Origin of the sequence: Streptomyces sp. ATexAB-D23, assembly GCF_000373645.1 — a bacterium.
Classification (GTDB): domain Bacteria; phylum Actinomycetota; class Actinomycetes; order Streptomycetales; family Streptomycetaceae; genus Streptomyces; species Streptomyces castrisilvae.
In genome coordinates, this window is the sequence record NZ_KB892079.1 from 1 (window position 1) to 25225 (window position 25225).

The following is a 25225-nucleotide window of genomic DNA, read 5'->3' on the forward strand; positions in this document are numbered from 1 at the left end:
GGTGGAGCTGACTGGTACTAATAGGCCGAGGGCTTGTCCTCAGTTGCTCGCGTCCACTGTGTTGTTCCCGGGTTGCGAACAGTTATCGCACCGGTTGAACAGCTTCACTACTTAATTGAAAAGTGTGCTTGTTCGCTAGAACCCGATAGGGTTTCGGTGGTCATTGCGTTAGGGAAACGCCCGGTTACATTCCGAACCCGGAAGCTAAGCCTTTCAGCGCCGATGGTACTGCAGGGGGGACCCTGTGGGAGAGTAGGACGCCGCCGAACAATCTTTGAAGGACCCTTGGTCCCAGCGTTCAACGCTGGGACCAAGGGTCCTTTTTGTTTTGCCGAAGCGCGTCGGATGACCGGCTGCGCAAGAATGTCTGTAGTACCCCGATGACAGGAGCCCCACCGATGTCCACCAACTCTCCCGACGATCGTTCGGAGCGCGAGCCGCGTCGCCGGGAAGGCGGCGACCGGGGCGGCTTCGGCGGCGGCGGCCGTGACGACCGTTCGCGCGGTCCGCGCCGGGACAATGACCGCGGTGGATTCCGCCGTGACGACAGCCGGCCCACCGGGGGTGGTGGCGGGTTCCGCCGCGACGACCGCGACCGTGACCGTGCCCCGCGGCGTGATGACAGCCGTGGTGGTTCGTCGGGTGGTGGGTTCCGCCGTGACGACAGTCGGGGTGGTTCCTCGGGTGGTGGTTTCCGCCGTGATGACCGGGGTGGGGGCTTCGATAATCGTGGTGGCGGTTTCCGGCGTGATGACCGTGCGCCGCGTCGTGAGGACGACCGGGGCGGCCGGCCGGGCGGTTTCGAGCGCAGGGACGACCGGCGTGATGACCGGCGTGACGACCGTCCGCGTGGTCCGCGCCGGGACGATGACAATCGTGGCGGTGGTTTCCGCCGTGACGACAGCCGTGGTGGTTCGTCGGGCGGTGGTTTCCGGCGTGATGACAGCCGTGGTGGTTCGTCGGGCGGTGGTTTCCGGCGTGATGACAGCCGTGGTGGTTCGTCGGGCGGTGGGTTCCGGCGTGATGACAGTCGTGGTGGTTCGTCGGGCGGTGGTTTCCGGCGTGATGACAGTCGGGGTGGTTCGTCGGGCGGTGGGTTCCGGCGTGACGACAGTCGGGGTGGTTCCTCGGGTGGTGGGTTCCGTCGCGATGACCGGGGTGGGGGCTTCGATAATCGTGGTGGCGGTTTCCGGCGTGATGACCGTGCGCCGCGTCGTGAGGACGACCGGGGCGGCCGGCCGGGCGGTTTCGAGCGCAGGGACGACCGGCGTGATGACCGGCGTGACGACCGTCCGCGTGGTCCGCGCCGGGACGATGACAATCGTGGCGGTGGTTTCCGCCGTGACGACAGTCGGGGCGGCACCTCCGGCGGCGGCTTCCGGCGCGATGACAGCCGTGGTGGTTCGTCCGGTGGTGGGTTCCGGCGTGACGACAGCCGTGGTGGTTCGTCCGGTGGTGGGTTCCGGCGTGACGACCGTGGAGGCGGCTCCGGTGGTGGCGGCTTCCGCCGTGACGACAGCCGGCCCACCGGAGGCGGCGGCGGTGGTTTCCGGCGTGACGACCGTGACCGTGACCGAGCCCCGCGTCGTGAGGACGACCGGGGCGGCCGCCCCGGCGGCTACGAGCGGCGCGACGACCGCAGGGACGACCGGCGCGACGACCGCCCCCGTGGTCCCCGCCGCGACGACAGCCGGCCGGGCGGTGGCTCCTCCGGCGGTGGTTTCCGGCGCGACGACCGCGACCGTGGTCCCCGCCGCGACGACAACCGCCGTGACGACAACCGTGGCGGCGGCTACCGCGGCCGCGACGACCGGGACCGGGGCGGCTACCGGGGCCGGGACGACCGTGGTGGCCGTCCGGGCGGCGGGTACGAGCGCCGGGACGACCGGGACCGCGAGCCCATCAAGCGGCTGCCCATCCCCGACGAGGTCACCGGCCACGAGATCGACCCGGATGTCCGGCAGGAGCTGCTGAGCCTGCCGAAGACCCTGGCCGAGGACGTGGCCAGGAACCTGGTCATGGTCGCCCGGCTCATCGACGAGGACCCCGAGCAGGCGTACGCGTACTCGCGCATCGCCCTGCGGCTGGCCTCACGTGTCGCCGCTGTCCGTGAGGCCGCGGGCTTCGCCGCCTACGCGACCCAGAAGTACGCGGAGGCGCTGGCGGAGTTCCGGGCGTCCCGTCGCATGACCGGGTCCGTCGAGCTGTGGCCCGTCATGGCCGACTGCGAGCGCGGTCTCGGCCGGCCCGAGAAGGCCATGGCGATGGCCGGCGAGCCCGAGGTGCAGAAGCTGGACAAGGCCGGTCAGGTCGAGATGCGTCTCGTCGCCGCCGGAGCCCGCCGGGACATGGGGCAGATCGACGCCGCCATCGTGACGTTGCAGAGCCCCGAGCTGGCGTCGAGCGCCGTGCACCCCTGGACCCCGCGCCTGCGCTACGCCTACGCCGACGCCCTGCTCGCCGCGGGTCGCGAGGACGAGGCGCGCGAGTGGTTCGGCAAGGCGCTGGAGGCGGACAAGGAAGGCGCGACGGACGCGTCGGACCGCCTCGCCGAGCTCGACGGCGTCGAGTTCGTCGACGCCCTCGACGAGGACGAGGACGTCACCGGGACGCCCGTGGTGGCCGTGCCGGACAGCGACGACGCCGACGGCACCGATGACAGCGATGCAAGCGAGATCGCCGACGCCGACGAGGACGGCCCGGCCAAGGCGTAACGCATGACATGAGGAGGAGGGCGGCACCCCCGGGTGCCGCCCTCCTCCTCATGTGTGGGCATGTGTGGGCTCAGCCGAGAGCGAGGCTCCGCAGGACCAGGCCGGTGGCCGGTTTCGGGCCGAAGGAAGTCGACTTGCGGGGCATGGTGACGCCCTGCCGGGCCAGGTCCCGGACGAGTTCCTCGCGCACCGGATGCATCAGCACCGCCGTCGAACCGTTCCGCTCGGCCTGTTCGACGGCGGCCGAGGTGTCGTGGATGTACGCGATGTGCGCCGGGTCGTCCGGGATCCGCCAGACATGGTCGAGCAGCGCCGAGTGCAGGACCGTCGCGTCCAGGGTGCGCCAGGCGTCCGGCCGGTGCGCCGGAACCGTACGGGCGAGCAGCGCCTCGTCGGGCCGGTCGACCAGATGGAAGCCGCCGTCGCCCGCCAGCAGGAACGCGTTCCCCTCGGTGGCCGCGGCGGCCAGGGCGTCCAGGGCACGGGGGAGCGGCCCCTCGACCTCGCGTACGCGGAACAGGCCGGCCAGTGCGGCCAGCGCGTCCGAGACGGGCAGGCCGTGCAGCAGCCGGTGGATGGAGCGGACCCGGAGCGGGTAGCGGGCCGTGTCGACCAGGAGGACCAGGCCGAAGTCCCAGGGGCCCGGTTCGGCGTGCTCCTGCTGGAGCCTGAGGTAGGTGGCCCAGCGGTGGTGGCCGTCCGCGATCAGCGCCTGGCGCCGGCTCAGGTCCGCCGTCGTCTCCGCGCGGTCGGCGGGATCGGTGACCGCCCACAGCCGGTGGCGGAAGCCGTCCTCCGTGGTCGTGGCGAGCAGCGGCGGACCCTCGACGGTCCGCTCGATGACGGCGGTCGCCCCCGTGGCCGCGTCCCCGTCGCTGCGGTACGTCAGCAGCAGCGGCTCCAGATGGGCCGCGGTGGTGCGCATCAGATCGGCCCGGTCCTCGACGACATGCGCCATCACGTCCTCGTGCGGGAGCACCACGCCGTCGGCAGGGCCGGAGAGCGCGAGCGCGCCGACGATGCCTCGTTGCAGGATCCCGTCGCCGCGCTGCTCGTACACGTACAGGGTGGGCTCCGCGTCGGGGGCGAGTATGCCCTCGGCGAGCCAGCTGTCCAGGGTGGCGGCGGCCTGTTCGTTGCGGGCGGTGACCGTTTCGGCCTGCGGCAGGATCAGCCGCACGATGTTGTGCGGGTCGGCCGATTCCAGGTGGAGCAGCCCGTCGGGCCGTACGACGACGTCGTACGGGGGCGAGGTCACCGCGGAGAGACTGCCGACCCGCTCGGGGACGTAACGCAGTCCACGGAAGGGGATCAGACGCAGTCCCTGCTCCGCCGTGCCTCGTGTGTTCATTTCTGCATCGTATGTGCGGCACGGCGATGCGCGATGATCGGGGGAGAAGCAGGCTATGAGGAGCGCGCGATATGAGTCAGGCGAGCAGGACCACCCCGAGCGGCAGCGGCACCGCGCTGAGCGCAGCGTACGACACGGCGCTGCTCGACCTCGACGGGGTGGTGTACGCGGGCGGGCTGGCCATCGACCACGCGGTCGAGGCGCTCGGCACGGCCCGGGACGGCGGGATGCACCTGGCGTACGTCACCAACAACGCGCTGCGCACCCCGGCCGCCGTCGCGCGGCACCTGACCGAACTGGGCGTCCCGGCCGACCCCACCGACGTGATCACCTCGGCGCAGGCGGTGGCCCGGCTCGTCGCCGACCAGTTGCCCGCCGGGGCGCGGGTGCTGGTCATCGGTGGCGAGGGGCTGCGGGTCGCCCTGCGCGAGCGGGGCCTTCAGCCGGTGGAGTCGGCGGACGACGACCCGGCCGCGGTGGTGCAGGGGTACGGCGGCCCGGACCTCGCGTGGGGCCGGTTCGCCGAGGCCTCGTACGCGATCAACCGGGGGCTGCCGTGGTTCGCCTCCAACACCGACCTGACGATTCCGGGCGCCCGGGGGATCGCGCCGGGCAACGGGGCGGCCGTCGAGGTCGTCCGGATCGCGACCGGTGCCGAGCCGCAGGTGGCCGGGAAGCCGCTCCCCCCGATGCACCGCGAGACCGTGCTGCGCACCGGGGCCGAACGGCCGCTCGTCGTGGGCGACCGGCTCGACACCGACATCGAGGGCGCGTTCAACGGGGGCGTCGACTCGCTGCTCGTACTCACCGGAGTCACGGACGCGGCGCGGCTGGTGGCAGCGGCGCCCGAGCACCGGCCGACTTACGTCGACGCGGACCTGCGCGGCCTGCTCACCGGTCAGCCCGAGGTGACGCCGGCCGGCGAGGGCTTCGGCTGCGGCGGCTGGACGGCGACCGCGCGGGACGGCCGGCTCGTGCTGGACGGCGACGGCGGCCCGCTCGACGGACTGCGGGCGCTGTGTGCGGCCGCCTGGTCGCACGCCGGTGACGGGGCGTGCGCGCTGGACGCGGGAAGGGCCGTGGCCCGGCTCGGACTGTAGGAGCCGGGACGGACAGGCGGTGGGCAGGGTGAAAGCGCAGGTGGAGGGGGGAAACCGGGCCAGGGGCGCGGAAGGCTGGATAGGCTAACCTAACCGGGTGTTGGTTGAGAGCCCCCCGGATTCCAGTTCCGGCCCGATAGCCGCGCCGGACAAGCCTGCCGCCCCCCGCAGACGTCACGCGGCGCGAGCGGCGGGGCTCCTGGTGGCCGTGGCCGTCCTCGTGCTGGTGTGCTTCGCGAGCATCGCGATCGGCGCCAAGGCGCTGCCCCTCTCCGACGTGTGGCACGGCCTGTTCCACTACGCGGGCGGCAACGACGACGTCCTCGTACGCCAGGTGCGGATTCCGCGCACCCTGCTCGGGCTGCTCGTCGGCGCCGCGCTCGGGCTCGCCGGGGCGGTGATGCAGGCGCTGACCCGCAACCCCCTCGCGGAGCCCGGCATCCTCGGCGTCAACGCGGGTGCGTCGGCGGCCGTCGTCTCGGCCATCAGCTTCTTCGGTGTGACCTCGCTGACCGGCTACGTCTGGTTCGCCTTCGCGGGCGCCGCGATCGTGTCGGTGGCCGTGTACTTCCTCGGCGGCAGCCGCTCCGCCACCCCGGTGCGCCTCGCGCTCGCCGGGACGGCCGTCACCGCCGCGCTGTACGGGTACGTCAACGCCGTACAGCTGCTGGACTCGGCGGCGCTGGACCGGCTGCGGTTCTGGACGGTCGGCTCGCTGGCCTCCGCGAACACCGAGACGGTCGGCAAGGTGTGGCCGTTCATCGCGCTGGGCGTGCTGCTGACCGTCTTCATCGCGCGCCCGCTCAACGCCCTGGAGATGGGCGACGACACGGCGCGGGCCCTCGGCGCCCATCTGACCCGGACCCGTGTCCTCGCGATGCTCGCCGTCACCCTGCTGTGCGGGGCGGCCACCGCGGCGTGCGGGCCGATCGTCTTCATCGGGCTGATGATCCCGCACCTGGTACGCACCCTCACCGGGCCCGACCTGCGGTGGATCCTGCCGTACGCGGCGGTGCTCTCCCCGGTGCTCCTGCTCGGCGCGGACGTGGTGGGCCGGGTCATCGCCCGCCCGTCCGAACTCCAGGTCGGCATCGTCACGGCACTCATCGGCGGGCCCGTCTTCATCCACCTCGTACGACGCAAGAGGATGTCCCAGCTGTGAACGCCACGACCACGAAGGGGCCGGCCCACGGCGGCCGGCCGGTGCGGGCGGTGCGCACACCCGGCGGGTACTCGTTCCGGATGAACGTCCGGGCCGCCCTGGTCGTCCTGTTCCTGGCCGTCGTGGCGGCCGGGGCGGCGGTCGTCCTCATCGGCAGCGGCGACTTCCCGATGACGCCCGGCGAGGTCCTCACCACGCTCTTCGGCCACGGCACCTTCCAGCAGGAGTTCATCGTCACGGACCTGCGGCTGCCGCGGGTGCTCGTCGGGCTCCTCGTCGGCGCTGCGCTCGGGGCCGGCGGAGCCGTCTTCCAGACCATCTCCCGCAACCCGCTCGGCAGCCCCGACGTCCTCGGCTTCGGGCAGGGCGCCGCGGTCGGCGCGCTCACCGTCATCGTCCTGTTCCAGGGCAGCGCGGCGGCGGTATCGGCCGGTGCCGTCACCGGCGGCCTGCTGACCGGCGTCGCCGTCTACCTGCTCGCCTGGAAACGCGGCGTGCACGGCTTCCGGCTCGTCCTGGTCGGGATCGGCGCCGCCGCCATGCTGACCGCCGTGACCCAGTACCTCATCACCAAGGCCGATCTGGTCGACGCGACGCGTGCCGTCGTCTGGATGACCGGCTCCCTCGACGGCCGGGACTGGGCCCAGGTCTGGCCCCTGCTCGCCGTCTGCGCCGTGCTGCTCCCGCTGGTGTACGGGCACGGTCCCGCCCTGCGGGTCATGGAGATGGGCGACGACGCCGCGTACGCGCTCGGCGTGCGGGTCGAACGCACCCGCCTCCTCCTCATGGGCTCCGCCGTCCTGCTCGTCGCCGTCGCCACGGCCGCCGCCGGACCCATCGCGTTCGTCTCGCTGAGCGCCCCGCAGCTGGCGCGCCGGCTCACCCGGTCCACGGGCCCCAACCTGATGGCCGCGACCGTCATGGGCGCGGCGCTCCTGCTCGTCGCCGACTGGATCGCGCTCGACGCGTTCGGGGACCGGCAGCTGCCCGTCGGCGTCGTCACCGGGGTGCTGGGCGGCTGCTACCTGGTGTGGCTCCTGGTGACCGAGCGCAAGGCGGGCCGCATATGAGACCCCGTGCCGGCACCGCCGCCCCCACCGAACCGTCCGACCCCCGGAGTACGACCATGCAGCGCCTCACCGCGGACCAGGTGACCCTCGGATACGACCAGCGGGTCATCGCGGAGAACCTCTCGGTCGAGATACCCGACCACTCGTTCACCGTGATCGTCGGCCCCAACGCCTGCGGCAAGTCGACCCTGCTGCGGGCGCTTTCGCGGATGCTGAAGCCGAGCCGGGGCCAGGTGCTGCTGGACGGGCAGTCGATCCACGGCCTGCCCGCGAAGAAGGTCGCGAAGACCCTGGGCCTGCTGCCCCAGTCCTCGATCGCGCCGGACGGCATCACCGTCGCGGACCTCGTGGCACGGGGGCGCTACCCGCACCAGGGGCTGCTGCGGCAGTGGTCGCCCGAGGACGAACGCGTGGTCGAGGATTCGATGGCGTCGACCGGGGTCGGTGAACTCGCCGATCGCTATGTCGACGAATTGTCCGGCGGCCAGCGCCAGCGGGTCTGGATCGCGATGGCCCTCGCCCAGCAGACGCCGCTGCTGCTCCTGGACGAGCCGACGACGTACCTCGACATCCAGCACCAGATCGACGTCCTCGACCTGTGCGCCGAACTGCACGAGACGCGGGGGCGCACGCTGGTGGCCGTGCTGCACGACCTGAACCACGCGGCGCGCTACGCCACGCACCTCATCGCGATGCGGGGCGGGGAGGTCGTCGCGGAAGGGGCACCGGGGGAGATCGTCACCGCGGAGCTGGTGGAGCGGGTGTTCGGGCTGCGGTGCCAGGTGATCTCCGATCCGGAGACGGGGACGCCGTTGGTGGTGCCGGCCGCGCGGGGGCGCGGGGCGCGCGGGTCCGTGGCGGTGTGACCCCGGGCCCCGGGCCCCGGGCCCCGGTTCCGTCCTCGATGGCCGGACGGGCTCGGTCCTGCCGGCCGGGCCCGGACCGGTGTGGCTACAGCAGCGACTTCAGTTTCAGCAGGTCCCTGAAGCCCGCCTCCAGGCGGACTCGGCCCGCGGCCCAGGCCTTGGCGAAGTTCAGGTCGCCGTTGACCATGGCGACCAGATCGTCGCCGGTCATCGCGAGGCGGATCTCCGCCTTGTCGCGGGGCGGGCCCTCCAGCGTGTCCAGGACCTGGATGCGGCCGCCGGACAGGCGGCCGGTGAACGTGATGTCCAGGTCCTTGATGTGGCAGCTGAGCGAGCGGTCCAGGTCGGCCGCGCGGCGCACGTCGCCGTCCGCCCCCGCGAGGTTGTCGGAAAGTCTGTCGAGTGCGCTGCGGCACTCCGCCATGGTCGCCATCGTGATCGACGGTACCCCAGCCCCACGCGGTAGCGTTTCCCGCATGAGCGACCCGATGCCCGAGCCCGAGACGGACGCCCCGCCGGAGCCGGCCGAGCCCGCGGGGCCCGCGCCCCTCGGCGTCGTACGGGCCCCGACGGGCGACGCGGGGGTGGACGCCCTGCTGGAGCGCCTGGCCGATGCCGACCATCTGTCGGCGGACGGACACAGCGAGGTGTACGAGGATGTACACCGTGGCCTGCGCGAGACGCTGAGCGCGCTGGACGCCGGGCCCGCACCCGCACCGGTACCCGCACCGATGCCCTCGTACAACCACAGGAGCTGAACCGAACGTGGCAGGAGTCGCCCGTCGCCGTCTGGACGCCGAGCTGGTGCGCCGAAAGCTGGCCCGCTCGCGCGAGCACGCGAGCCAGCTGATCGCGGCGGGCCGGGTGACCGTCGGCGGCAACACCGCGACCAAAGCGGCCACCCAGGTCGAGACCAGCGCCGCCGTCGTCGTCACCAAGGACGACAGCGACCCCGAGTACGTCTCGCGCGGCGGCCACAAGCTGGCGGGCGCCCTCGCCGCCTTCGTCCCGCTCGGGCTGGAGGTCGAGGGGCGGCGGGCGCTGGACGCCGGAGCGTCGACCGGCGGGTTCACGGATGTGCTGCTGCGCGCCGGGGTCGCCCGGGTCGTCGCCGTGGACGTCGGCTACGGGCAGCTCGCCTGGTCGCTCCAGTCCGACGCACGCGTCACGGTCAAGGACCGCACCAATGTGCGGGAACTGACCCTGGAGGCGATCGACGGCGAGCCGGTGGACCTGGTGGTGGGCGACCTGTCGTTCATCCCGCTCGGGCTCGTCCTGCCGGCCCTGGTCCGCTGCGCCGCCCCCGACGCCGACCTGGTCCTCATGGTCAAGCCGCAGTTCGAGGTCGGCAAGGAGCGGCTCGGCAGCGGCGGCGTGGTCCGCAGCCCCGAACTGCGGGCCGAGGCGGTACGGGAGGTGGCCCGCCGGGCGTGGGCGCTGGGCCTGGGGGTCCGGGGAGTGACGGCGAGCCCGCTGCCGGGGCCGTCCGGGAACGTCGAGTACTTTCTGTGGCTGCGGGCCGGAGCACCTGAACCGGATCCCGCGGATGTCGACCGTGCAGTGGCGGAGGGGCCTCGTTGACGACGAATGCGGCACGTACAGTCTTCCTTTTGGCGCACACCGGCCGCCCGGCCGCGATCCGCAGCGCCGAACTCGTCGTCCAGGGGCTGCTCCGCAACGGCCTGGGCGTACGGGTCCTGGCGACGGAAGCGGCCGACCTGCCGCTGCCCGCGTCCGTCGAGACCGTCACCGATGCCACGCCCGAGGTACTGAACGGCTGTGAGCTCCTGATCGTGCTCGGCGGCGACGGGACCCTGCTGCGCGGCGCCGAACTCTCGCGCGCCTCCGGGGTGCCCATGCTCGGCGTCAACCTCGGCCGGGTCGGCTTCCTCGCCGAGGCCGAGCGCGACGACCTCGACAAGGTCGTCGACCGGGTCGTCACCCGGGCCTACACGGTCGAGGAGCGCATGACGATCGACGTCCTGGTGCACAGCAACGGCGACGTCGTCCACACCGACTGGGCGCTCAACGAGGCGGCCGTGCAGAAGGTGTCGCCCGAGCGGATGCTCGAAGTCGTCCTGGAGATCGACGGCCGCCCGGTCACCGGCTTCGGCTGCGACGGCATCGTGTGCGCGACGCCGACCGGCTCGACCGCGTACGCCTTCTCGGCCGGCGGCCCGGTCGTCTGGCCCGAGGTCGAGGCGCTGCTCATGGTCCCGATCAGCGCCCACGCGCTGTTCGCCAAGCCGCTGGTGACCTCGCCGACCTCGGTGCTCGCCGTCGAGGTCCAGCCGCACACCCCGCACGGGGTGCTGTGGTGCGACGGGCGCAGGACCGTCGAGCTGCCCTCCGGGGCGCGCGTCGAGGTGCGGCGCGGTGCCGTGCCCGTACGGCTGGCGCGGCTGCACCAGGCGTCGTTCACGGACCGGCTGGTCGCCAAGTTCGCGCTGCCGGTCTCGGGGTGGCGGGGCGCGCCCCACTGACCCCTGGCGGGCCGGACGATCCGGTGCCCCGGCCGTGGCCCGTGTGCGCGCGGGCGGGGAAACCTCGTATGGTCATGTCCGTGTTGGAGGAGATGCGGATACGGTCGCTCGGGGTCATCGACGACGCGGTGGTGGAGCTGTCACCCGGTTTCACCGCGGTGACGGGCGAGACCGGCGCCGGCAAGACCATGGTCGTCACCAGCCTGGGGCTGCTGCTCGGCGGGCGCGCCGACCCCGCCCTGGTGCGGATCGGCGCCAAGGCCGCGGTGGTCGAGGGCCGGATCACGGTGGACGAGGGCGACGCGGTGGCGGTCCGGGCCGAGGAGGCCGGGGCCGAGGTCGAGGACGGTGCGCTGCTCATCAGCCGTACCGTCTCCGCCGAAGGGCGCTCCCGGGCGCATCTCGGCGGCAGATCCGTGCCGGTGGGCGTGCTGTCCGAGCTGGCCGACGAACTCGTCGCCGTGCACGGCCAGACCGACCAGCAGGGCCTCCTCAAGCCGGCCAGGCAGCGGCAGGCCCTCGACCGGTACGCGGGCGACGGCGTCGCCGTGCCCCTGGCGAAGTACGCGGCGGCCCACCGGCGGCTGCGGGACGTCGCGACGGAGCTGGACGAGCTGACCACGCGCGCCCGCGAACGCGCCCAGGAAGCCGACCTGCTGCGCTTCGGGCTGAACGAGATCGCCGCCGTCGAACCGCTGCCCGACGAGGACACGGAGCTGGCCGCCGAAGCCCAGCGCCTCGGCCACGCCGACGCCCTGGCCTCCGCCGCCGCCCTCGCGCACACCGCGCTGGCCGGCAACCCGGAGGACCCGGAGGCCCTGGACGCCACGACCGTGGTGGCCGCCGCCCGGCAGGCACTGGACGGGGTGCGTTCGCACGATCCGGCGCTCGCCGCGCTCGCCGACCGGGTCGGGGAGATCTCCATCCTGCTCGCCGATGTCTCGGGCGAACTGTCCGGGTACGCGGACCAGCTGGACGCCGACCCGCTGCGGCTCGCCGCGGTCGAGGAGCGGCGCGCCGCGCTCACCGGCCTCACCCGCAAGTACGGCGCGGACATCGCCGCCGTGCTGGCCTGGTCGCAGGAGGGCGCCGAGCGGCTGACCGAGCTGGAGGGCGACGACGACCGGATCGGTGAACTCACCGCGGAGCGGGACGCGCTGCGCGCCGAACTCTCCGGCCTCGGGCAGGCGTTGACCGACGCCCGGACGGCGGCCGCCGCGTCCTTCGCCGAAGCGGTGACCGAGGAGCTGGCGTCCCTCGCGATGCCGCACGCCCGGGTGTCCTTCGACATCCGGCAGACCGAAGCGGCGGACGAGGCGTCCGGCATCGAGATCGGCGGCCGCAACGTGGCCTTCGGCCCGTCCGGCGCCGACGAGGTCGAACTGCTGCTGGCCCCGCACCCCGGCGCCCAGCCCCGGCCGATCGCCAAGGGCGCGTCGGGCGGTGAGCTGTCCCGGGTGATGCTCGCCGTCGAGGTGGTCTTCGCGGGCTCCGACCCCGTACCCACCTACCTCTTCGACGAGGTCGACGCGGGCGTCGGCGGCAAGGCGGCCGTCGAGGTCGGGCGGCGCCTCGCGAAGCTCGCCAGGTCGGCCCAGGTCGTGGTCGTCACCCACCTGCCCCAGGTCGCCGCGTTCGCCGACCGGCAGCTGCTGGTCGAGAAGACCGTGGACGGCTCGGTGACCAGCAGCGGGGTCACCGTCCTGGAGGGCGAGGACCGGGTACGCGAACTGTCCCGGATGCTCGCGGGCCAGGAGGACTCCGAGACGGCCCGCGCCCACGCCGAGGAACTCCTCGCGACGGCCCGCGCCGACGGCTGAGGGCCGCCCGGCCGGGGTCGCGCCGCGACCCCGGCCGGCACGCGGCGTACGGATGTCGCGCCGCCGCACACACTTTCACCCGTGCGAGTGGTGTGCCTCGCCCGGTTTGTCGCGATGAGCACCGGAGTAGCGGTTCCGTCGTGCCGGAACGTGCGTGCGGACTGGCATCCTTGGGCCGTGTTCGTACCCCCGAATCGGGAGCCCCGGGAGCCAATCAGGTGTCACAGCTGCGTGCGGTCCAAGTCCTCGGCGGCGGCAGTGCCGGCAGCAGCGCCCATGTCGGCTCGCTGGCCGCGGGGCTGGTCGCCCGGGGCGTGCGGGTCACGGTCTGCGCGCCGGCCGCACTGGACCGCGCCTACGACTTCTCCGCCGCGGGAGCCCACTTCGCGCCCGTGCCCCGGCGCAGCGACCCCGCCGCCGTCGCCGCGCTGCGCGCCGCCTGTGCCGGTGCGGACGTCGTCCACGCGCACGGACTGCACGCCGCCGTCCGGGCCGCCCTGGCGCTCGGCGGGCGGCGCGTCCCGCTGGTCGTCACCTGGCACACCCGCGCCCACGCCGAAGGCGCCCGCCGCCGGCTGCTGCACCTGCTGGAGCGAAAGGCGGTGCGCGCGGCGGCCGTTGTGCTCGCCACCTCCTCCGACCTGGTCGACCGGGCACGCGGCAGGGGCGCCCGCGATGCCCGGCTCGCGCCCGTGTCCGCACCGCTGCCGCCTCTCCCCGAGCCGCCGCCCGCCGACAAGCTGCGGGCCGAACTGGGCGCGGTGGGGCGGCCGTTGATCGTTGCGGTGGGCAGCCTCGTCCCGCACCACGGCTACGGCACCCTGCTCGAAGCGGCGGCCGCCTGGCGCGGGCTCGACCCCGTACCGCTGCTGGTCGTCGTCGGTGAGGGGCGGGAGCGGGCGGCCCTGCGGCGGCGGATCACCGCCGATGACCTGCCCGTCGAGCTGCTCGGCAGCCGGTCCGACGCCACCGCGGTCCTGGCCGCCGCCGATGTGGCCGTCCTGCCCAGCCGCTGGGAGTCCCGCTCGACGGTGGCCCAGGAGGCGCTGCGGGCCGGGGTGCCGCTGGTCGCCACCGCGGTCGGCGGCACGCCCGAACTCGTGGGCGACGCGGCGGTTCTCGTGCCCTACGCGGACGCCGAGGCGCTGTCCGGTGCGGTGACCCGGCTGCTCGGCGACCCGGCCGAGCGGGCCCGGCTGGCCGCCGACGGCCCCCGGCAGGCTGCGCGTTGGCCGAGCGAGGACGACACGATCGCCCAGGTGCTCTCCCTGTACGACGAATTGGTCCAGCCGCTCGGCCACTGAGCGGCGGCCGGGGGCCGTTGACAGTGCCGATACCGGCTGCGATCTTGAAAATCCGTGCCGGACGCACCGGTCGGGGCAGCGGGGAGGGCATGTGAGCGAGGAAGTTCAGCCGTACGGGGACCGGGGTGCTCCCGTGGGCGCGCTGCCGGGACCGCTGGTCGGCACCGACTGGCTCGCCGCGCGTCTCGGTGCCCCCGGACTGCTGGTGTTCGACGCCTCGGTCGGCGCGCACCGGGGCGCCGCCCGGCGGATCGCGGGCGCCCGGCCCTTCGACGTCGACGGCGCGCTGTCCGACCCCGCCGGCCCGCTGCCGCACACCATGCCGGACGCCGGCCATTTCACCGAAGAGCTGCGCGCGCAGGGGCTGAACGACGGGGACACGGTCGTCGTCCACGACGCCGTCGGCATCTACTCCAGTGCGCGGGCCTGGTGGATGCTCCGGGCGATGGGCTTCGACCGGGCCGCCGTCCTCGACGGCGGGCTGCCCGCCTGGACCGCCGCCGGACTGCCCGTGGAGGAGGGCGCGCCGGGGGCCGCCCCCGAGCCCGGCGACTTCACGGCGAGGCCCCGCCCCGGACTCGTCGTCGGCGCCGATGCGGTGGCGGACGCGCTGGGTGACCCGGGGGCCGTGGTGTTCGACGCCAGGACCCGGGGCCGGTTCGCGGGTACGGAGCCCGAGCCGCGTCCCGGGCTGCGCGGGGGCCATATGCCGGGGGCCGTGAATCTGCCCTTCGGCGAGATCCAGGACGGGGGCCGGATGCGGGGGCCGGCCGAGCTGCGGGCCGCGTTCGCCGCCCTGGCCGGTGACCGGGAGCGGCTGTACTTCAGCTGCGGGTCGGGCGTGACCGCCTGCGTGCTGGCGCTGGGCGCCGAGCTGGCCGGCTACCGCGGGACGGCCGTGTACGACGGGTCCTGGAGCGAGTGGGGACTGCCGGCGAGTGGCCGCCCGGTCGGGCCGGGCCCCGGGCGGGACTGAGCGGGACCGAGCGGGGCGGACCGGCGGGACTGAGCGGGGCGGACCGGGCGGGCAGGCCCGATCCGGGCAGGACTGGGCCGGGCCGGGCCGGGGCTCACCGGAGCTCCGGCAACCCCCGACCCGACCCGGGCCCCGCCGTCAGCCCACGTACGCCCCGCTCGCCGTCAGCCGCAGGGCCGTGTCGATCAGCGGCACGTGGCTGAACGCCTGCGGGAAGTTGCCCACCTGGCGCTGCTGGCCCGCGTCCCACTCCTCGGCCAGCAGGCCCAGGTCGTTGCGCAGGGACAGCAGCTTCTCGAAGAGCCGGCGGGCCTCGTCGACCCGGCCGATCATCGCCAGGTCGTCCGCCAGCCAGAACGAGCAGGCCAGGAACGCGCCCTCGTCGCCCTCCAGGCCGTCCACGCCCGCGTCGTCGCCGGCGGTCGGGTAGCGGAGCACGAAGCCGTCCTCCGTGGACAGCTCCCGCTGGATCGCCTCGATCGTGCCGATGACCCGCTTGTCGTCGGGCGGCAGGAAGCCCATCTGCGGGATCAGCAGCAGGGAGGCGTCCAGCTCCTTCGACCCGTAGGACTGGGTGAAGGTGTTGCGCTCCTTGTCGTAGCCCCGCTCGCAGACGTCGCGGTGGATGTCGTCGCGCAGCTCGCGCCACCGCTCCAGCGGGCCCTCCGAGTCACCGGACTCGATGAGTTTGATGGTCCGGTCGACGGCGACCCAGGCCATCACCTTGGAGTGCACGAAGTGCCGGCGCGGCCCGCGCACCTCCCAGATGCCCTCGTCCGGCTCGCTCCAGTGCTTCTCCAGGTACTCGATCAGCTTGAGCTGGAGCCCGGTGGCGTAGTCGTTGCGGGCCAGACCCGTCATGTGCGCGAGGTGCAGCGCCTCGGTGACCTCGCCGTACACGTCCAGCTGGAGCTGGCCCGCGGCCCCGTTGCCGACCCGGACCGGCGCGGAGCCCTCGTAGCCCGGCAGCCACTCCAGCTCCGCCTCGCCCAGCTCGCGTTCGCCCGCGATCCCGTACATGATCTGCAGGTTCTCCGGGTCGCCGGCGACCGCGCGCAGCAGCCACTCGCGCCAGGCGCGGGCCTCCTCGCGATAGCCGGTGCGCAGCAGCGAGGACAGGGTGATCGCGGCGTCGCGCAGCCAGGTGTAGCGGTAGTCCCAGTTGCGCGAGCCGCCGATGTCCTCGGGGAGCGAGGTGGTCGGCGCGGCGACGATGCCGCCGGTCGGCGCGTACGTCAGGGCCTTCAGCGTGATCAGTGAGCGGACCACGGCCTCGCGGTAGGGCCCGTGGTACGTACACTGCTCGACCCACTCGCGCCAGAAGTCCGCGGTCGCCTCCAGCGAGCCCTCCGGGTCCGCGAGGGCGGGCGGCTCGTGGTGCGAGGGCTGCCAGCTGATGGTGAACGCGATCCGGTCACCGGGGGCGACGGTGAAGTCGGAGTACGTGGTCAGGTTCTCGCCGTAGGTGTCGGCCGAGGTGTCCAGCCACACCGAGTCCGGCCCGGCGACGGCGACCGTACGGGTGTCCACCTTGTGCACCCAGGGGGTGACGCGCCCGTAGCTGAACCGCATGCGCAGCTCCGAGCGCATCGGCACCCGGCCGCTGACGCCCTCCACGATCCGGATCAGCTGGGGTGCGCCGTCGCGCGGCGGCATGAAGTCGGTCACTCTGACCGTGCCGCGCGGCGTATCCCATTCCGATTCGAGGATCAGTGAGTCCCCGAGGTAGCGGCGCCGGTCGGCCGGGGGCGGCTCCGAGCCCTCGGGGCGGGCCGGCCCCAGGCGCCAGAAGCCGTGTTCCTCGGTGCCCAGAAGCCCCGCGAAAATGGCGTGTGAATCGAAGCGGGGCAGGCACAACCAGTCGGCTGTGCCGTCCCGGCAGACCAGGGCAGCGGTCTGCATGTCTCCGATGAGTGCGTAATCCTCGATGCGCCCGGCCACGTGCGTCTCCAGTCGAACGGCCATGTCGCCCCGTGGGGCGCTTACTGCAGGTCAAGAGGTCGTTGCAAGGGGTTGATGTGGGGGAAAAAACTGCGAGCTCGAACCTCGCCCGAGCGAGTGTCCGAGCAGGATACGACGCGCCTGGGGGGTCCGCGCGCCCCTTCTCACCAACTGATCTGAGCCGATTGTGTGAGGGGCGAGTGACGCGAGGGATCGGGGATGTGCGCGCGTGCCGGTGGCCGGAAGCGGTCTCCCCCTGTCGCTGTTACCCTGGTAGCCCGTGGACCGGTGGTCGTCGGCGAGAGCAGACGAGGCCCCCGAACCGCAGCGACGGCATCTCCGGAATCTCCGGACGGCAACGCCGGCACGCACCTCACGATCGCGACCACGGGAGCCCCCTTTGGCTATGCAGCCCACATCCACGACGACCAAGCACATCTTCGTCACCGGGGGTGTCGCCTCTTCCCTCGGCAAGGGTCTGACTGCCTCCAGCCTCGGTGCCCTGCTCAAGGCGCGCGGCCTCCGGGTCACCATGCAGAAGCTGGACCCGTACCTGAACGTCGACCCCGGCACGATGAACCCGTTCCAGCACGGCGAGGTCTTCGTGACCAACGACGGCGCGGAGACGGACCTCGACATCGGCCACTACGAGCGCTTCCTCGACGTGGACCTCGACGGTTCGGCCAACGTCACCACCGGGCAGGTGTACTCGCAGGTCATCGCCAAGGAGCGGCGCGGCGAGTACCTCGGCGACACCGTGCAGGTCATCCCGCACATCACCAACGAGATCAAGCACCGCATCCGCCGGATGGCCACCGACGACGTCGACGTGGTCATCACCGAGGTCGGCGGCACCGTCGGCGACATCGAGTCGCTGCCGTTCCTGGAGACCGTCCGCCAGGTCCGCCACGAGGTCGGGCGGGACAACGTCTTCGTCGTGCACATCTCGCTGCTGCCCTACATCGGCCCCTCCGGTGAGCTGAAGACGAAGCCCACCCAGCACTCCGTGGCCGCCCTGCGCAACATCGGAATCCAGCCGGATGCCATCGTGCTGCGCGCCGACCGCGACGTGCCGACCGCCATCAAGCGCAAGATCTCGCTGATGTGCGACGTGGACGAGGCCGCCGTGGTGGCCTGCGTGGACGCCAAGTCGATCTACGACATCCCCAAGGTGCTGCACACCGAGGGCCTGGACGCCTATGTCGTGCGCAAGCTCGACCTGCCGTTCCGCGACGTCGACTGGACCACCTGGGACGACCTGCTGGACCGCGTCCACAACCCCGACCACGAGGTCACCGTCGCCCTGGTCGGCAAGTACATCGACCTGCCCGACGCCTACCTCTCGGTCACCGAGGCCATCCGGGCCGGCGGCTTCGCCAACAAGGCGCGGGTCAAGGTCGAGTGGGTCGCGTCCGACGACTGCAAGACCCCGGCGGGCGCGCAGAAGGCCCTCGCCGGTGTCGACGCGATCTGCATCCCCGGCGGCTTCGGCGAGCGCGGCGTGATCGGCAAGGTCGGCGCCATCCAGTACGCCCGCGAGAACAAGCTCCCGCTGCTCGGCCTCTGCCTGGGCCTCCAGTGCATCGTGATCGAGGCGGCGCGCAACCTCGCCGAGATCCCCGACGCCAACTCCACCGAGTTCGACGCGGCCACCTCCCACCCGGTCATCTCGACCATGGAGGAGCAGCTCGCCTACGTCGAGGGCGCCGGCGACCTGGGCGGCACCATGCGGCTCGGCCTGTACCCGGCGAAGCTCGCCGAGGGCTCGCTGGTCCGCGAGGCCTACGACGACCAGCCGTACGTGGAGGAGCGCCACCGCCACCGCTACGAGGTCAACAACGCCTACCGCGCCGAGCTGGAGAAGAAGGCCGGACTGGTCTTCTCCGGCACCTCCCCGGACAACAAGCTCGTCGAGTACGTCGAGTACCCGCGCGAGGTCCACCCCTACCTGGTCGCCACCCAGGCGCACCCGGAGCTGCGCTCCCGCCCGACCCGCCCGCACCCGCTCTTCGCCGGCCTGGTGAAGGCGGCCGTCGCCCGCAAGACGGGCGCGGCGGCCGAGGCCGCGCCGGGCAAGTAGCGGCACGCCCGCAGGCGTTACGGTTGACCGGGGCGCGCGTCCGGAGCAGGACGCGGGTCCCGGTCAACGTTTTCGTGGGAGGACGCAGATGGGTTTCCAGGACACGGCCGAGGAATGGCGGGTCACCGCGACCGTGACGCCGTTCCGGGGCAAGAAGACCAGCGTCCGCACCGATGAGGTCGAGATGCCCGACGGCTCGGTGGCGCACCGCGACTACCAGGTCCACCCCGGCTCGGTCGCCGTGCTCGCGCTGGACGACGAGGGCCGGGTCCTGGTCCTGCGCCAGTACCGCCACCCGGTGCGCCACAAGCTGTGGGAGATTCCGGCCGGGCTGCTCGACGTGCCCGGCGAGAACCCGCTGCACGCCGCGCAGCGCGAGCTGTTCGAGGAGGCGTACGTCAAGGCCGCCGACTGGCGGGTGCTGACCGACATCTACACCTCGCCCGGCGGCTCCGACGAAGCCGTACGGATCTTCCTCGCGCAGAACGTCTCCGAGGCCGTCGGCGACCGTTTCGAGGTCGCCGACGAGGAGGCCGACATGGAGCTGGCCCGGGTGCCGCTCCAGGACCTGGTGCGCGGCGCGCTCGCCGGGGACCTGCACAACAGCTGCCTGGTCGTGGGCGTGCTGGCGCTCGCCGCGGTCCTGGCCGGCGACGGCGTCGGCTCGCTGCGCCCCGCCGACGCCCCCTGGCCGGCCCGCCCCTTCGAGGCCTGACGGCCCATCGGTCACCCGGACGCATCCCCCGATCGTAAAAAATGCTGATCCGATCGGGGGATGCGTGCGTCGCGCTCCACCGGGTTCGCCCACCCGCCTGAACTACGCTCTGAATGCCCTGACCGGAGTCCCGGCGGGCGACGCGTGCAGCGAAGTGGAGCGTGGCCCGTGACGGATCAGGCGGTGGACACCAGCGGCCCGGCCGAGGCAGCGGGGACCGAGGAGCCTGCCGCCTGCGAACCGGCCCGATTCTTCGGCCGCGAACGCGAGTTGAAGGAACTGCGCGACGACATCGAGCGCGCCGGACTCGACACCATGGCCGGCCGCCGCAGCGCCCGCGCCCGGGTCCTCCTGATCGCCGGCCGCCCCGGCTCCGGCCGCACCGCGCTGGCCGAGGAGCTCACCCGCCGGCTCCTGGCGACCGGGGACTACCCCGACGGGCTCCTCCGCGTCCGGCTGACCGAGAGCGGCGGCGCCCTCGTCCCCACCGAGCGGGCCGCCCGCGACCTCCTGGGGCAGCTGGACGTGGCCGGACCGCCGGGGGCCGACGTGGACGAGCTGTCCGAGATGGTCCGCGAGGCGCTCGCCGTGCGCCGGGTCCTGCTCCTGCTGGACGGCGCCCCGGACGCCGAACAGGTCGACCCGCTGCTCCCGGACAACCCCGACTGCCTGGTCGTCGCCACCTCCGAGGGCCCGCTGACGGGCCTGTCCGGCGTCCGGCCCTGCACCATCGGCGGCCTGGACGCGGGCTCAGCCGTCCAGCTGCTCGGCCGCGCCATCGGCCAGGTCAGGATCACCGTCGACCCGCTCACCGCCCAGACGCTGGCCGAGGAGTGCGGCGGGCAGCCGGCCGCGCTGGTCATGATCGGGGGCTGGCTGGCCGCCCGCCCGACCGCCTCCGTCGCCGACGCCCGGCGGCAGCTGCGCGAACTGCCGGACGACCCCGAACAGCCCGCCGGCACCCGTCCGCTGACCCGCGCCTTCCGCCTCGTCCACGACTCGCTGCCGCCCACCCCCGCCCGGATACTGCGGCTGCTCTCCCTCGCCCCCGCCGGGCTCGCCGACGCCCACACCGCGTCCGCGCTGGCCGGCTGCTCCGTCTCGGCGGCACGGACCACGCTGGACGACTTCGTGACGCTGGGCCTGCTGCGCCGCGACGGCGCGGACCAGCCGCAGTACGAGGTGCCGGGCTGCCTCGCCGCGCTGCTGCGGGCGCTCCTGGAGGACCGGGACCGGCCGGCCGAGATCCAGCTCGCCCGCGCCCGGATGCTGGAACGCACCGTGCGGCTGCTCCAGTCCTGCCGCGCGGTCACCGACCCCGAGGGCTCCCCGTCCCGGCGCAAACTGGCCGGACTGCCGCGCTCGCTGCGCTTCCCGAACCCCGGGACGGCCGCCGCCTGGCTGCGCGTCCGCAGACCCGCGCTGCTGGCCTGTGCCCGCATCGCCGTCGAGGACGGCGGACTGGACACGCTGGCACGCCGGCTGGTGGCCGCGCTGGTCCGGGCGCTGGCCGCGCACGAGGGCACCGACGCCGCCGCGCCCGACCTCTACGCCCTGCACGGCCTGGTGCTGGCCGTCGCCGAGCGGCGCGACCTGCCCCGCGAGCGGGCTGCGGCCCTGCTCAACCTCGCCGACCTGGACGCCGGGACCGGCAGGACCCGGGAGGCGCTGGCCCGCTACCGCGAAGCGCTGGACGCCGGGCGGGAGGCGAAGGACCTGTACGCCACCGGGCGGGCCATGGAATCGGTGGGCGGCGCCTACGCCGAGCTGGGGGACTACCACCGGGCCTCCGACTGGTACGGCCGGGCGCTCGCCCAGCGCCTCACCCAGGGCGAGCGGGCCGACGCGGCCCGGCTGTACGGGCGGCTCGGCACCGTCCACACCTACGCCGGGCGGTACGGCGAGGCGCTGCGCAACTGGCGGGCCGCCGCGGCCGGCCACCGCAGGCTCGGCGACCTGCCCGCCCAGGCGCGGGCGCTCAGCGAGATGGCCCGGGTGCAGGAGTACGCGGGCCGGCCGCAGGAGTCGCTGCGGACCTGCCGGGAGGCGGTGGAGTGGGCGCGGCGGGCCGAGGACGTGCGTTTGCAGGCCGCGCTGGAGCTCCGGCTCGCCGACACCCTCGACCGCCTCGGGGACCCGGCGGCCGCGGGGCTGCACAGGAGTACGGCGGACAGATTGCTGGGCGAGGAGAGCCCGGCCTACGAAACCCGTAGTGCATCGACTGAAAGTTAATGCTTTGTAAGGCTAGACAGCGGGAAGCCCTTCATTAAACTGGCTCTACCGCGTCAGTTCGCGGTGTCTTCCTATGCGGTGCATCTACCCTGAATGTATCGCTATGCCCGGATTACCCTCTGAGCCAAGGACCGTGATCGACGTGAAGGTCGGCATCCCCCGCGAAGTCAAGAACAACGAGTTCCGCGTGGCGATCACGCCCGCCGGCGTGCATGAACTCGTCCGCCACGGCCACCAGGTCGTCGTCGAGCAGAACGCCGGAGCGGGCTCCTCCATCACGGACGAGGAGTACGTCGGGGCCGGGGCGCAGATCCTCCCCACCGCCGACGAGGTCTGGGCCGCCGCCGACCTGGTGCTCAAGGTCAAGGAGCCGGTCGCCGAGGAGTACCACCGCCTCCGCAAGGGCCAGACCCTCTTCACGTACCTGCACCTCGCCGCCTCCCGCGCCTGCACGGACGCGCTGCTGGAGTCGGGCACGACGGCCATCGCCTACGAGACCGTCGAGACGTCGGGCCGCGCGCTGCCGCTGCTCGCCCCGATGTCCGAGGTCGCCGGCCGGCTGGCCCCGCAGGTCGGCGCGTACCACCTGATGCGCTCGGCCGGCGGCCGAGGCGTGCTGCCCGGAGGGGTGCCCGGCACGGCGGCCGGCCGGGCCGTCGTCATCGGCGGCGGTGTCTCCGGCTGGAACGCGACGCAGATCGCGGTCGGTCTCGGCTTCCACGTCACGCTGCTCGACAAGGACATCAACAAGCTGCGCGAGGCCGACCGGATCTTCGGCACCAAGGTGCAGACGGTCGTCTCGAACGCCTTCGAGCTGGAGAAGGCGGTCGTCGAGGCGGACCTCGTCGTCGGCGCCGTGCTGATCCCCGGCGCCAAGGCTCCGAAGCTGGTCACCAACGAGCTCGTCGCCCGGATGAAGCCCGGAAGTGTACTTGTCGACATTGCAATTGATCAGGGTGGCTGCTTCGAGGACTCCCACCCGACGACGCACGCCGAGCCGACCTTCATGGTTCACGACTCGGTCTTCTACTGCGTCGCGAACATGCCCGGCGCGGTGCCCAACACCTCGACGTACGCCCTCACCAACGCGACGCTTCCCTACATCCTGGAGCTGGCGAACCGGGGCTGGGCGGAGGCACTGCGCCGGGACGCCGCGCTCGCCAAGGGCCTCAACACCCATGACGGACTGGTCGTTTACCGCGAGGTCGCCGAGGCGCACGGCCTCGCGCACGTCGAACTGAGCACCCTCATCGGCTGACGGGTCAATCGCGTTCGTCAACCCCGTGCGTCCGGCCGGACCTTGCTGTCAAGGTCCGGCCGGACGCATGCCGGGCCCGCGCGCGCCCCCGAGCAACTCGTCTCGAACGTAACCCTTTAACCGTTTCGTACACCCGCGAAAAGTACGCCCGGAGGGTTGCGCGCCCTTGACAGCGGGGCGTTCGATTGCCGACACAACGGGCCGGGTCCGGCGGATTGTGTTGCTGCGAACCGGTGACACGCCATAGAGTCGCCAATCGTCGGCATGGTGCCACGCTGACCTATCGATAAGTTTCCTGGTCACGTCCAAGGAGGTAAGACGACTTGTGAATGAGTCGACAATTACTCCCGGGGGTGTTCATCCAGGGATGCCTGCACGGGGCCAGAGCCCGAACGGGCTGGAGGCTGTCGGCTCCGTCGCTGTTCGCACCTTCGCCACCCACCAGCACATGACGACAGCCCCTCAGATGATGGACGGCCTACACGTGAACGCCATGGCCGGCAACGAGAGTGGCCGGAACACCGCCCCCCTCGCCGACTTCGACGAATCGCCCCAGGGGCACTTCTACGACCCCGACGCCGAGTACGAGCCCGACCCGGAGTACGCGGCCACCCTCGCGCCCGACGCCGCACGGCAGCGCCGCGAGCGGATCGGCCCGACCGGCCGGCCCCTGCCCTACTTCCCGATCCCGGGCCCGCTGACCGATCACGGCCCCGCGAAGATCATCGCGATGTGCAACCAGAAGGGCGGCGTCGGCAAGACCACGTCGACCATCAACCTGGGCGCGGCACTCGCGGAGTACGGACGACGTGTCCTGCTCGTCGACTTCGACCCGCAGGGCGCCCTCTCGGTCGGCCTCGGAGTCAACCCGATGGAGCTGGACCTCACCGTCTACAACCTGCTCATGGAGCGGGGCATGGCGGCCGACGAGGTCCTGCTCAAGACCGCGGTCCCCAACATGGACCTGCTCCCCAGCAACATCGACCTCTCCGCCGCCGAGGTGCAGCTCGTCAGCGAGGTGGCCCGCGAGTCCACGCTCCAGCGTGCCCTGAAGCCGCTCATGGCCGACTACGACTACATCGTGATCGACTGTCAGCCCTCGCTCGGCCTGCTCACCGTGAACGCGCTGACCGCCGCGCACAAGGTGATAGTGCCGCTCGAGTGCGAGTTCTTCGCGCTGCGCGGTGTGGCGCTGCTCACGGAGACCATCGAGAAGGTCCAGGAGCGGCTCAACCCCGAGCTGGAGCTCGACGGCATCCTCGCCACCATGTACGACTCCCGCACGGTGCACAGCCGCGAGGTCCTGGCGCGCGTCGTCGAGGCCTTCGACGACCACGTCTACCACACGGTCATCGGGCGTACGGTCCGCTTCCCGGAGACCACGGTCGCCGGTGAGCCCATCACCACGTACGCCTCCAACTCGGTCGGTGCCGCCGCCTATCGCCAGCTCGCCAGGGAGGTGCTCGCCCGGTGTCACGCCGAGTGAGTCTGCCCGGGGCCGACGAGCTGTTCCGTACGACCGGGGGGATGGGGCTGCAGTCCTCGTCGCCCGCGGAGCGGAGGCGCAAGGCGAACGGCGAGGCCCGGGTGCCGGCTCCGGCCGGTGAGAACGAACCCGGGACCGAGACGCCGGGCGACACCACCCCGGAGTCCGGTGCCACGCCGGCCCCCGCCCGCCCGGAGCACGCCGCGGCCGACACCGACGCCGGCGACTCGCGCGCAAGGGGCGCCGAGAACGACCGGGTCGCGGTCGCCGCGCGGGCCGGGCGCCGCCCGCAGCCCGCCGCGCAGGAGCCGGTCCCGGCCCCCGTCGTGCAGCAGCAGCGCAGACGCGGCGGCGGACGCGGGGCGAACCGCCGGCCCAGTGGCCGGGAGCGCCACGACGAGAAGATCACGGTCTACGTCTCCGCCGAGGAGCTGATGGACCTCGAACACGCGCGGCTCGTCCTGCGCGGCGAGCACGGCCTCGCCGTCGACCGCGGGCGGATCGTCCGCGAGGCGGTCGCCGTGGTCCTGGCGGACCTGGAGTCGCGCGGCGACGCGAGCATCCTCGTGCGGCGGCTGCGCGGCCGCTGACCGGCGCGGCGCCGGTAGCCTGCCCGGGAGGGCCGCCGCGGCCGAGCGGTCCGGCCCCTCCCGTACGGGCCGCCGCC

At 73.0% G+C, this 25225-nt stretch carries 21 protein-coding genes and 1 rRNA gene; 19 read left to right on the plus strand and 3 right to left on the minus strand.

The window, feature by feature from the left end; translation table 11 throughout:
* Positions 1–152: 152 nt before the first annotated feature.
* The 3 genes from rrf to B082_RS39670 all read left to right on the plus strand — a co-directional run bounded on the left by rrf (position 153) and on the right by B082_RS39670 (position 2714).
* Positions 153–269, plus strand: a 5S ribosomal RNA gene (rrf, locus tag B082_RS0132745).
* Positions 270–528: 259 nt separating this feature from the next.
* Positions 529–1974, plus strand: a complete 1446-nt coding sequence (locus B082_RS40340; RefSeq protein ID WP_199783891.1) for a hypothetical protein — start codon at positions 529–531, stop codon at positions 1972–1974.
* On the plus strand, positions 1911–2714 hold the full coding sequence (locus tag B082_RS39670; RefSeq protein WP_234018314.1) for a tetratricopeptide repeat protein: 804 nt from the start codon (positions 1911–1913) through the stop codon (positions 2712–2714). The genes B082_RS40340 and B082_RS39670 overlap by 64 nt, the downstream gene beginning before the upstream one ends.
* Before the next feature lie 70 nt (positions 2715–2784).
* Here B082_RS39670 and B082_RS0132760 read toward each other — a convergent pair whose 3' ends face one another.
* The gene (locus tag B082_RS0132760; RefSeq protein WP_018556001.1) at positions 2785–4065 is read right to left on the minus strand and encodes a DUF1015 domain-containing protein; all 1281 of its coding nucleotides are present in this window, start codon (positions 4063–4065) and stop codon (positions 2785–2787) included.
* A 71-nt stretch (positions 4066–4136) separates the two neighbouring features.
* Here B082_RS0132760 and B082_RS0132765 point away from each other — a divergent pair, with 71 nt between their 5' ends.
* The 4 genes from B082_RS0132765 (at position 4137) to B082_RS0132780 (ending at position 8263) form a co-directional block, all read left to right on the plus strand.
* Complete coding sequence (locus B082_RS0132765) at positions 4137–5165, plus strand: HAD-IIA family hydrolase (RefSeq protein WP_018556002.1); 1029 nt, start codon at positions 4137–4139, stop codon at positions 5163–5165.
* A gap of 202 nt (positions 5166–5367) precedes the next feature.
* Positions 5368–6327: a FecCD family ABC transporter permease gene (locus B082_RS0132770; protein WP_018556003.1), complete on the plus strand. Its 960-nt coding sequence runs from the start codon at positions 5368–5370 to the stop codon at positions 6325–6327.
* Positions 6324–7397: a FecCD family ABC transporter permease gene (locus tag B082_RS0132775; protein WP_018556004.1), complete on the plus strand. Its 1074-nt coding sequence runs from the start codon at positions 6324–6326 to the stop codon at positions 7395–7397. Before B082_RS0132770 ends, B082_RS0132775 begins: the two co-directional genes overlap by 4 nt.
* A gap of 56 nt (positions 7398–7453) precedes the next feature.
* Positions 7454–8263 carry an ABC transporter ATP-binding protein gene (locus B082_RS0132780; RefSeq protein WP_018556005.1) on the plus strand — a complete coding sequence of 270 codons (810 nt, stop codon included), beginning with the start codon at positions 7454–7456 and terminating at the stop codon, positions 8261–8263.
* Between the two features lie 85 nt (positions 8264–8348).
* On the opposite strand, the gene B082_RS0132785 is transcribed toward B082_RS0132780, so the two are convergent.
* Positions 8349–8696, minus strand: coding sequence for an SCP2 sterol-binding domain-containing protein (locus B082_RS0132785; protein ID WP_018556006.1), 348 nt, complete (start codon positions 8694–8696; stop codon positions 8349–8351).
* A 55-nt stretch (positions 8697–8751) separates the two neighbouring features.
* On the opposite strand from B082_RS0132785, the gene B082_RS0132790 reads away from it, so the two are divergent.
* From B082_RS0132790 to B082_RS0132815, 6 genes are all read left to right on the plus strand, one after another.
* Positions 8752–9021 (plus strand): hypothetical protein, encoded by a 270-nt coding sequence (locus B082_RS0132790; protein ID WP_018556007.1) that lies wholly within the window; start codon positions 8752–8754, stop codon positions 9019–9021.
* Positions 9022–9028: 7 nt separating this feature from the next.
* Positions 9029–9844, plus strand: a complete 816-nt coding sequence (locus B082_RS0132795; protein WP_018556008.1) for a TlyA family RNA methyltransferase — start codon at positions 9029–9031, stop codon at positions 9842–9844.
* The gene (locus tag B082_RS0132800; protein ID WP_026250428.1) at positions 9841–10746 is read left to right on the plus strand and encodes an NAD kinase; all 906 of its coding nucleotides are present in this window, start codon (positions 9841–9843) and stop codon (positions 10744–10746) included. Before B082_RS0132795 ends, B082_RS0132800 begins: the two co-directional genes overlap by 4 nt.
* Before the next feature lie 74 nt (positions 10747–10820).
* Positions 10821–12566 (plus strand): DNA repair protein RecN, encoded by a 1746-nt coding sequence (recN, locus tag B082_RS0132805; RefSeq protein WP_199783884.1) that lies wholly within the window; start codon positions 10821–10823, stop codon positions 12564–12566.
* A gap of 218 nt (positions 12567–12784) precedes the next feature.
* Positions 12785–13870: a glycosyltransferase family 4 protein gene (locus B082_RS0132810; RefSeq protein ID WP_018556011.1), complete on the plus strand. Its 1086-nt coding sequence runs from the start codon at positions 12785–12787 to the stop codon at positions 13868–13870.
* A 91-nt stretch (positions 13871–13961) separates the two neighbouring features.
* Entirely contained in the window at positions 13962–14846 is an 885-nt protein-coding gene (locus B082_RS0132815; protein ID WP_026250429.1) for a sulfurtransferase, read from the plus strand.
* A 138-nt stretch (positions 14847–14984) separates the two neighbouring features.
* Here the strand turns inward: B082_RS0132815 and B082_RS0132820 are convergent, their stop codons facing one another.
* Entirely contained in the window at positions 14985–16787 is a 1803-nt protein-coding gene (locus tag B082_RS0132820) for a glycoside hydrolase family 15 protein (protein ID WP_018556013.1), read from the minus strand.
* Between the two features lie 406 nt (positions 16788–17193).
* Between B082_RS0132820 and B082_RS0132825 the strand changes: the two genes are divergently transcribed.
* From B082_RS0132825 to B082_RS0132850, 6 genes are all read left to right on the plus strand, one after another.
* Positions 17194–18867 carry a CTP synthase gene (locus B082_RS0132825; RefSeq protein WP_018556014.1) on the plus strand — a complete coding sequence of 558 codons (1674 nt, stop codon included), beginning with the start codon at positions 17194–17196 and terminating at the stop codon, positions 18865–18867.
* 88 nt (positions 18868–18955) lie between these two features.
* A complete protein-coding gene (locus B082_RS0132830) occupies positions 18956–19582 on the plus strand; it encodes an NUDIX domain-containing protein (protein ID WP_018556015.1) in 627 nt (208 codons plus the stop codon).
* A 168-nt stretch (positions 19583–19750) separates the two neighbouring features.
* Positions 19751–21814 carry a tetratricopeptide repeat protein gene (locus B082_RS0132835; protein WP_018556016.1) on the plus strand — a complete coding sequence of 688 codons (2064 nt, stop codon included), beginning with the start codon at positions 19751–19753 and terminating at the stop codon, positions 21812–21814.
* Between the two features lie 142 nt (positions 21815–21956).
* On the plus strand, positions 21957–23072 hold the full coding sequence (ald, locus tag B082_RS0132840) for an alanine dehydrogenase (protein ID WP_026250430.1): 1116 nt from the start codon (positions 21957–21959) through the stop codon (positions 23070–23072).
* 367 nt (positions 23073–23439) lie between these two features.
* Complete coding sequence (locus tag B082_RS0132845; RefSeq protein ID WP_026250431.1) at positions 23440–24558, plus strand: ParA family protein; 1119 nt, start codon at positions 23440–23442, stop codon at positions 24556–24558.
* Positions 24555–25148 (plus strand): hypothetical protein, encoded by a 594-nt coding sequence (locus B082_RS0132850; protein WP_018556019.1) that lies wholly within the window; start codon positions 24555–24557, stop codon positions 25146–25148. Before B082_RS0132845 ends, B082_RS0132850 begins: the two co-directional genes overlap by 4 nt.
* Positions 25149–25225: the final 77 nt, after the last annotated feature.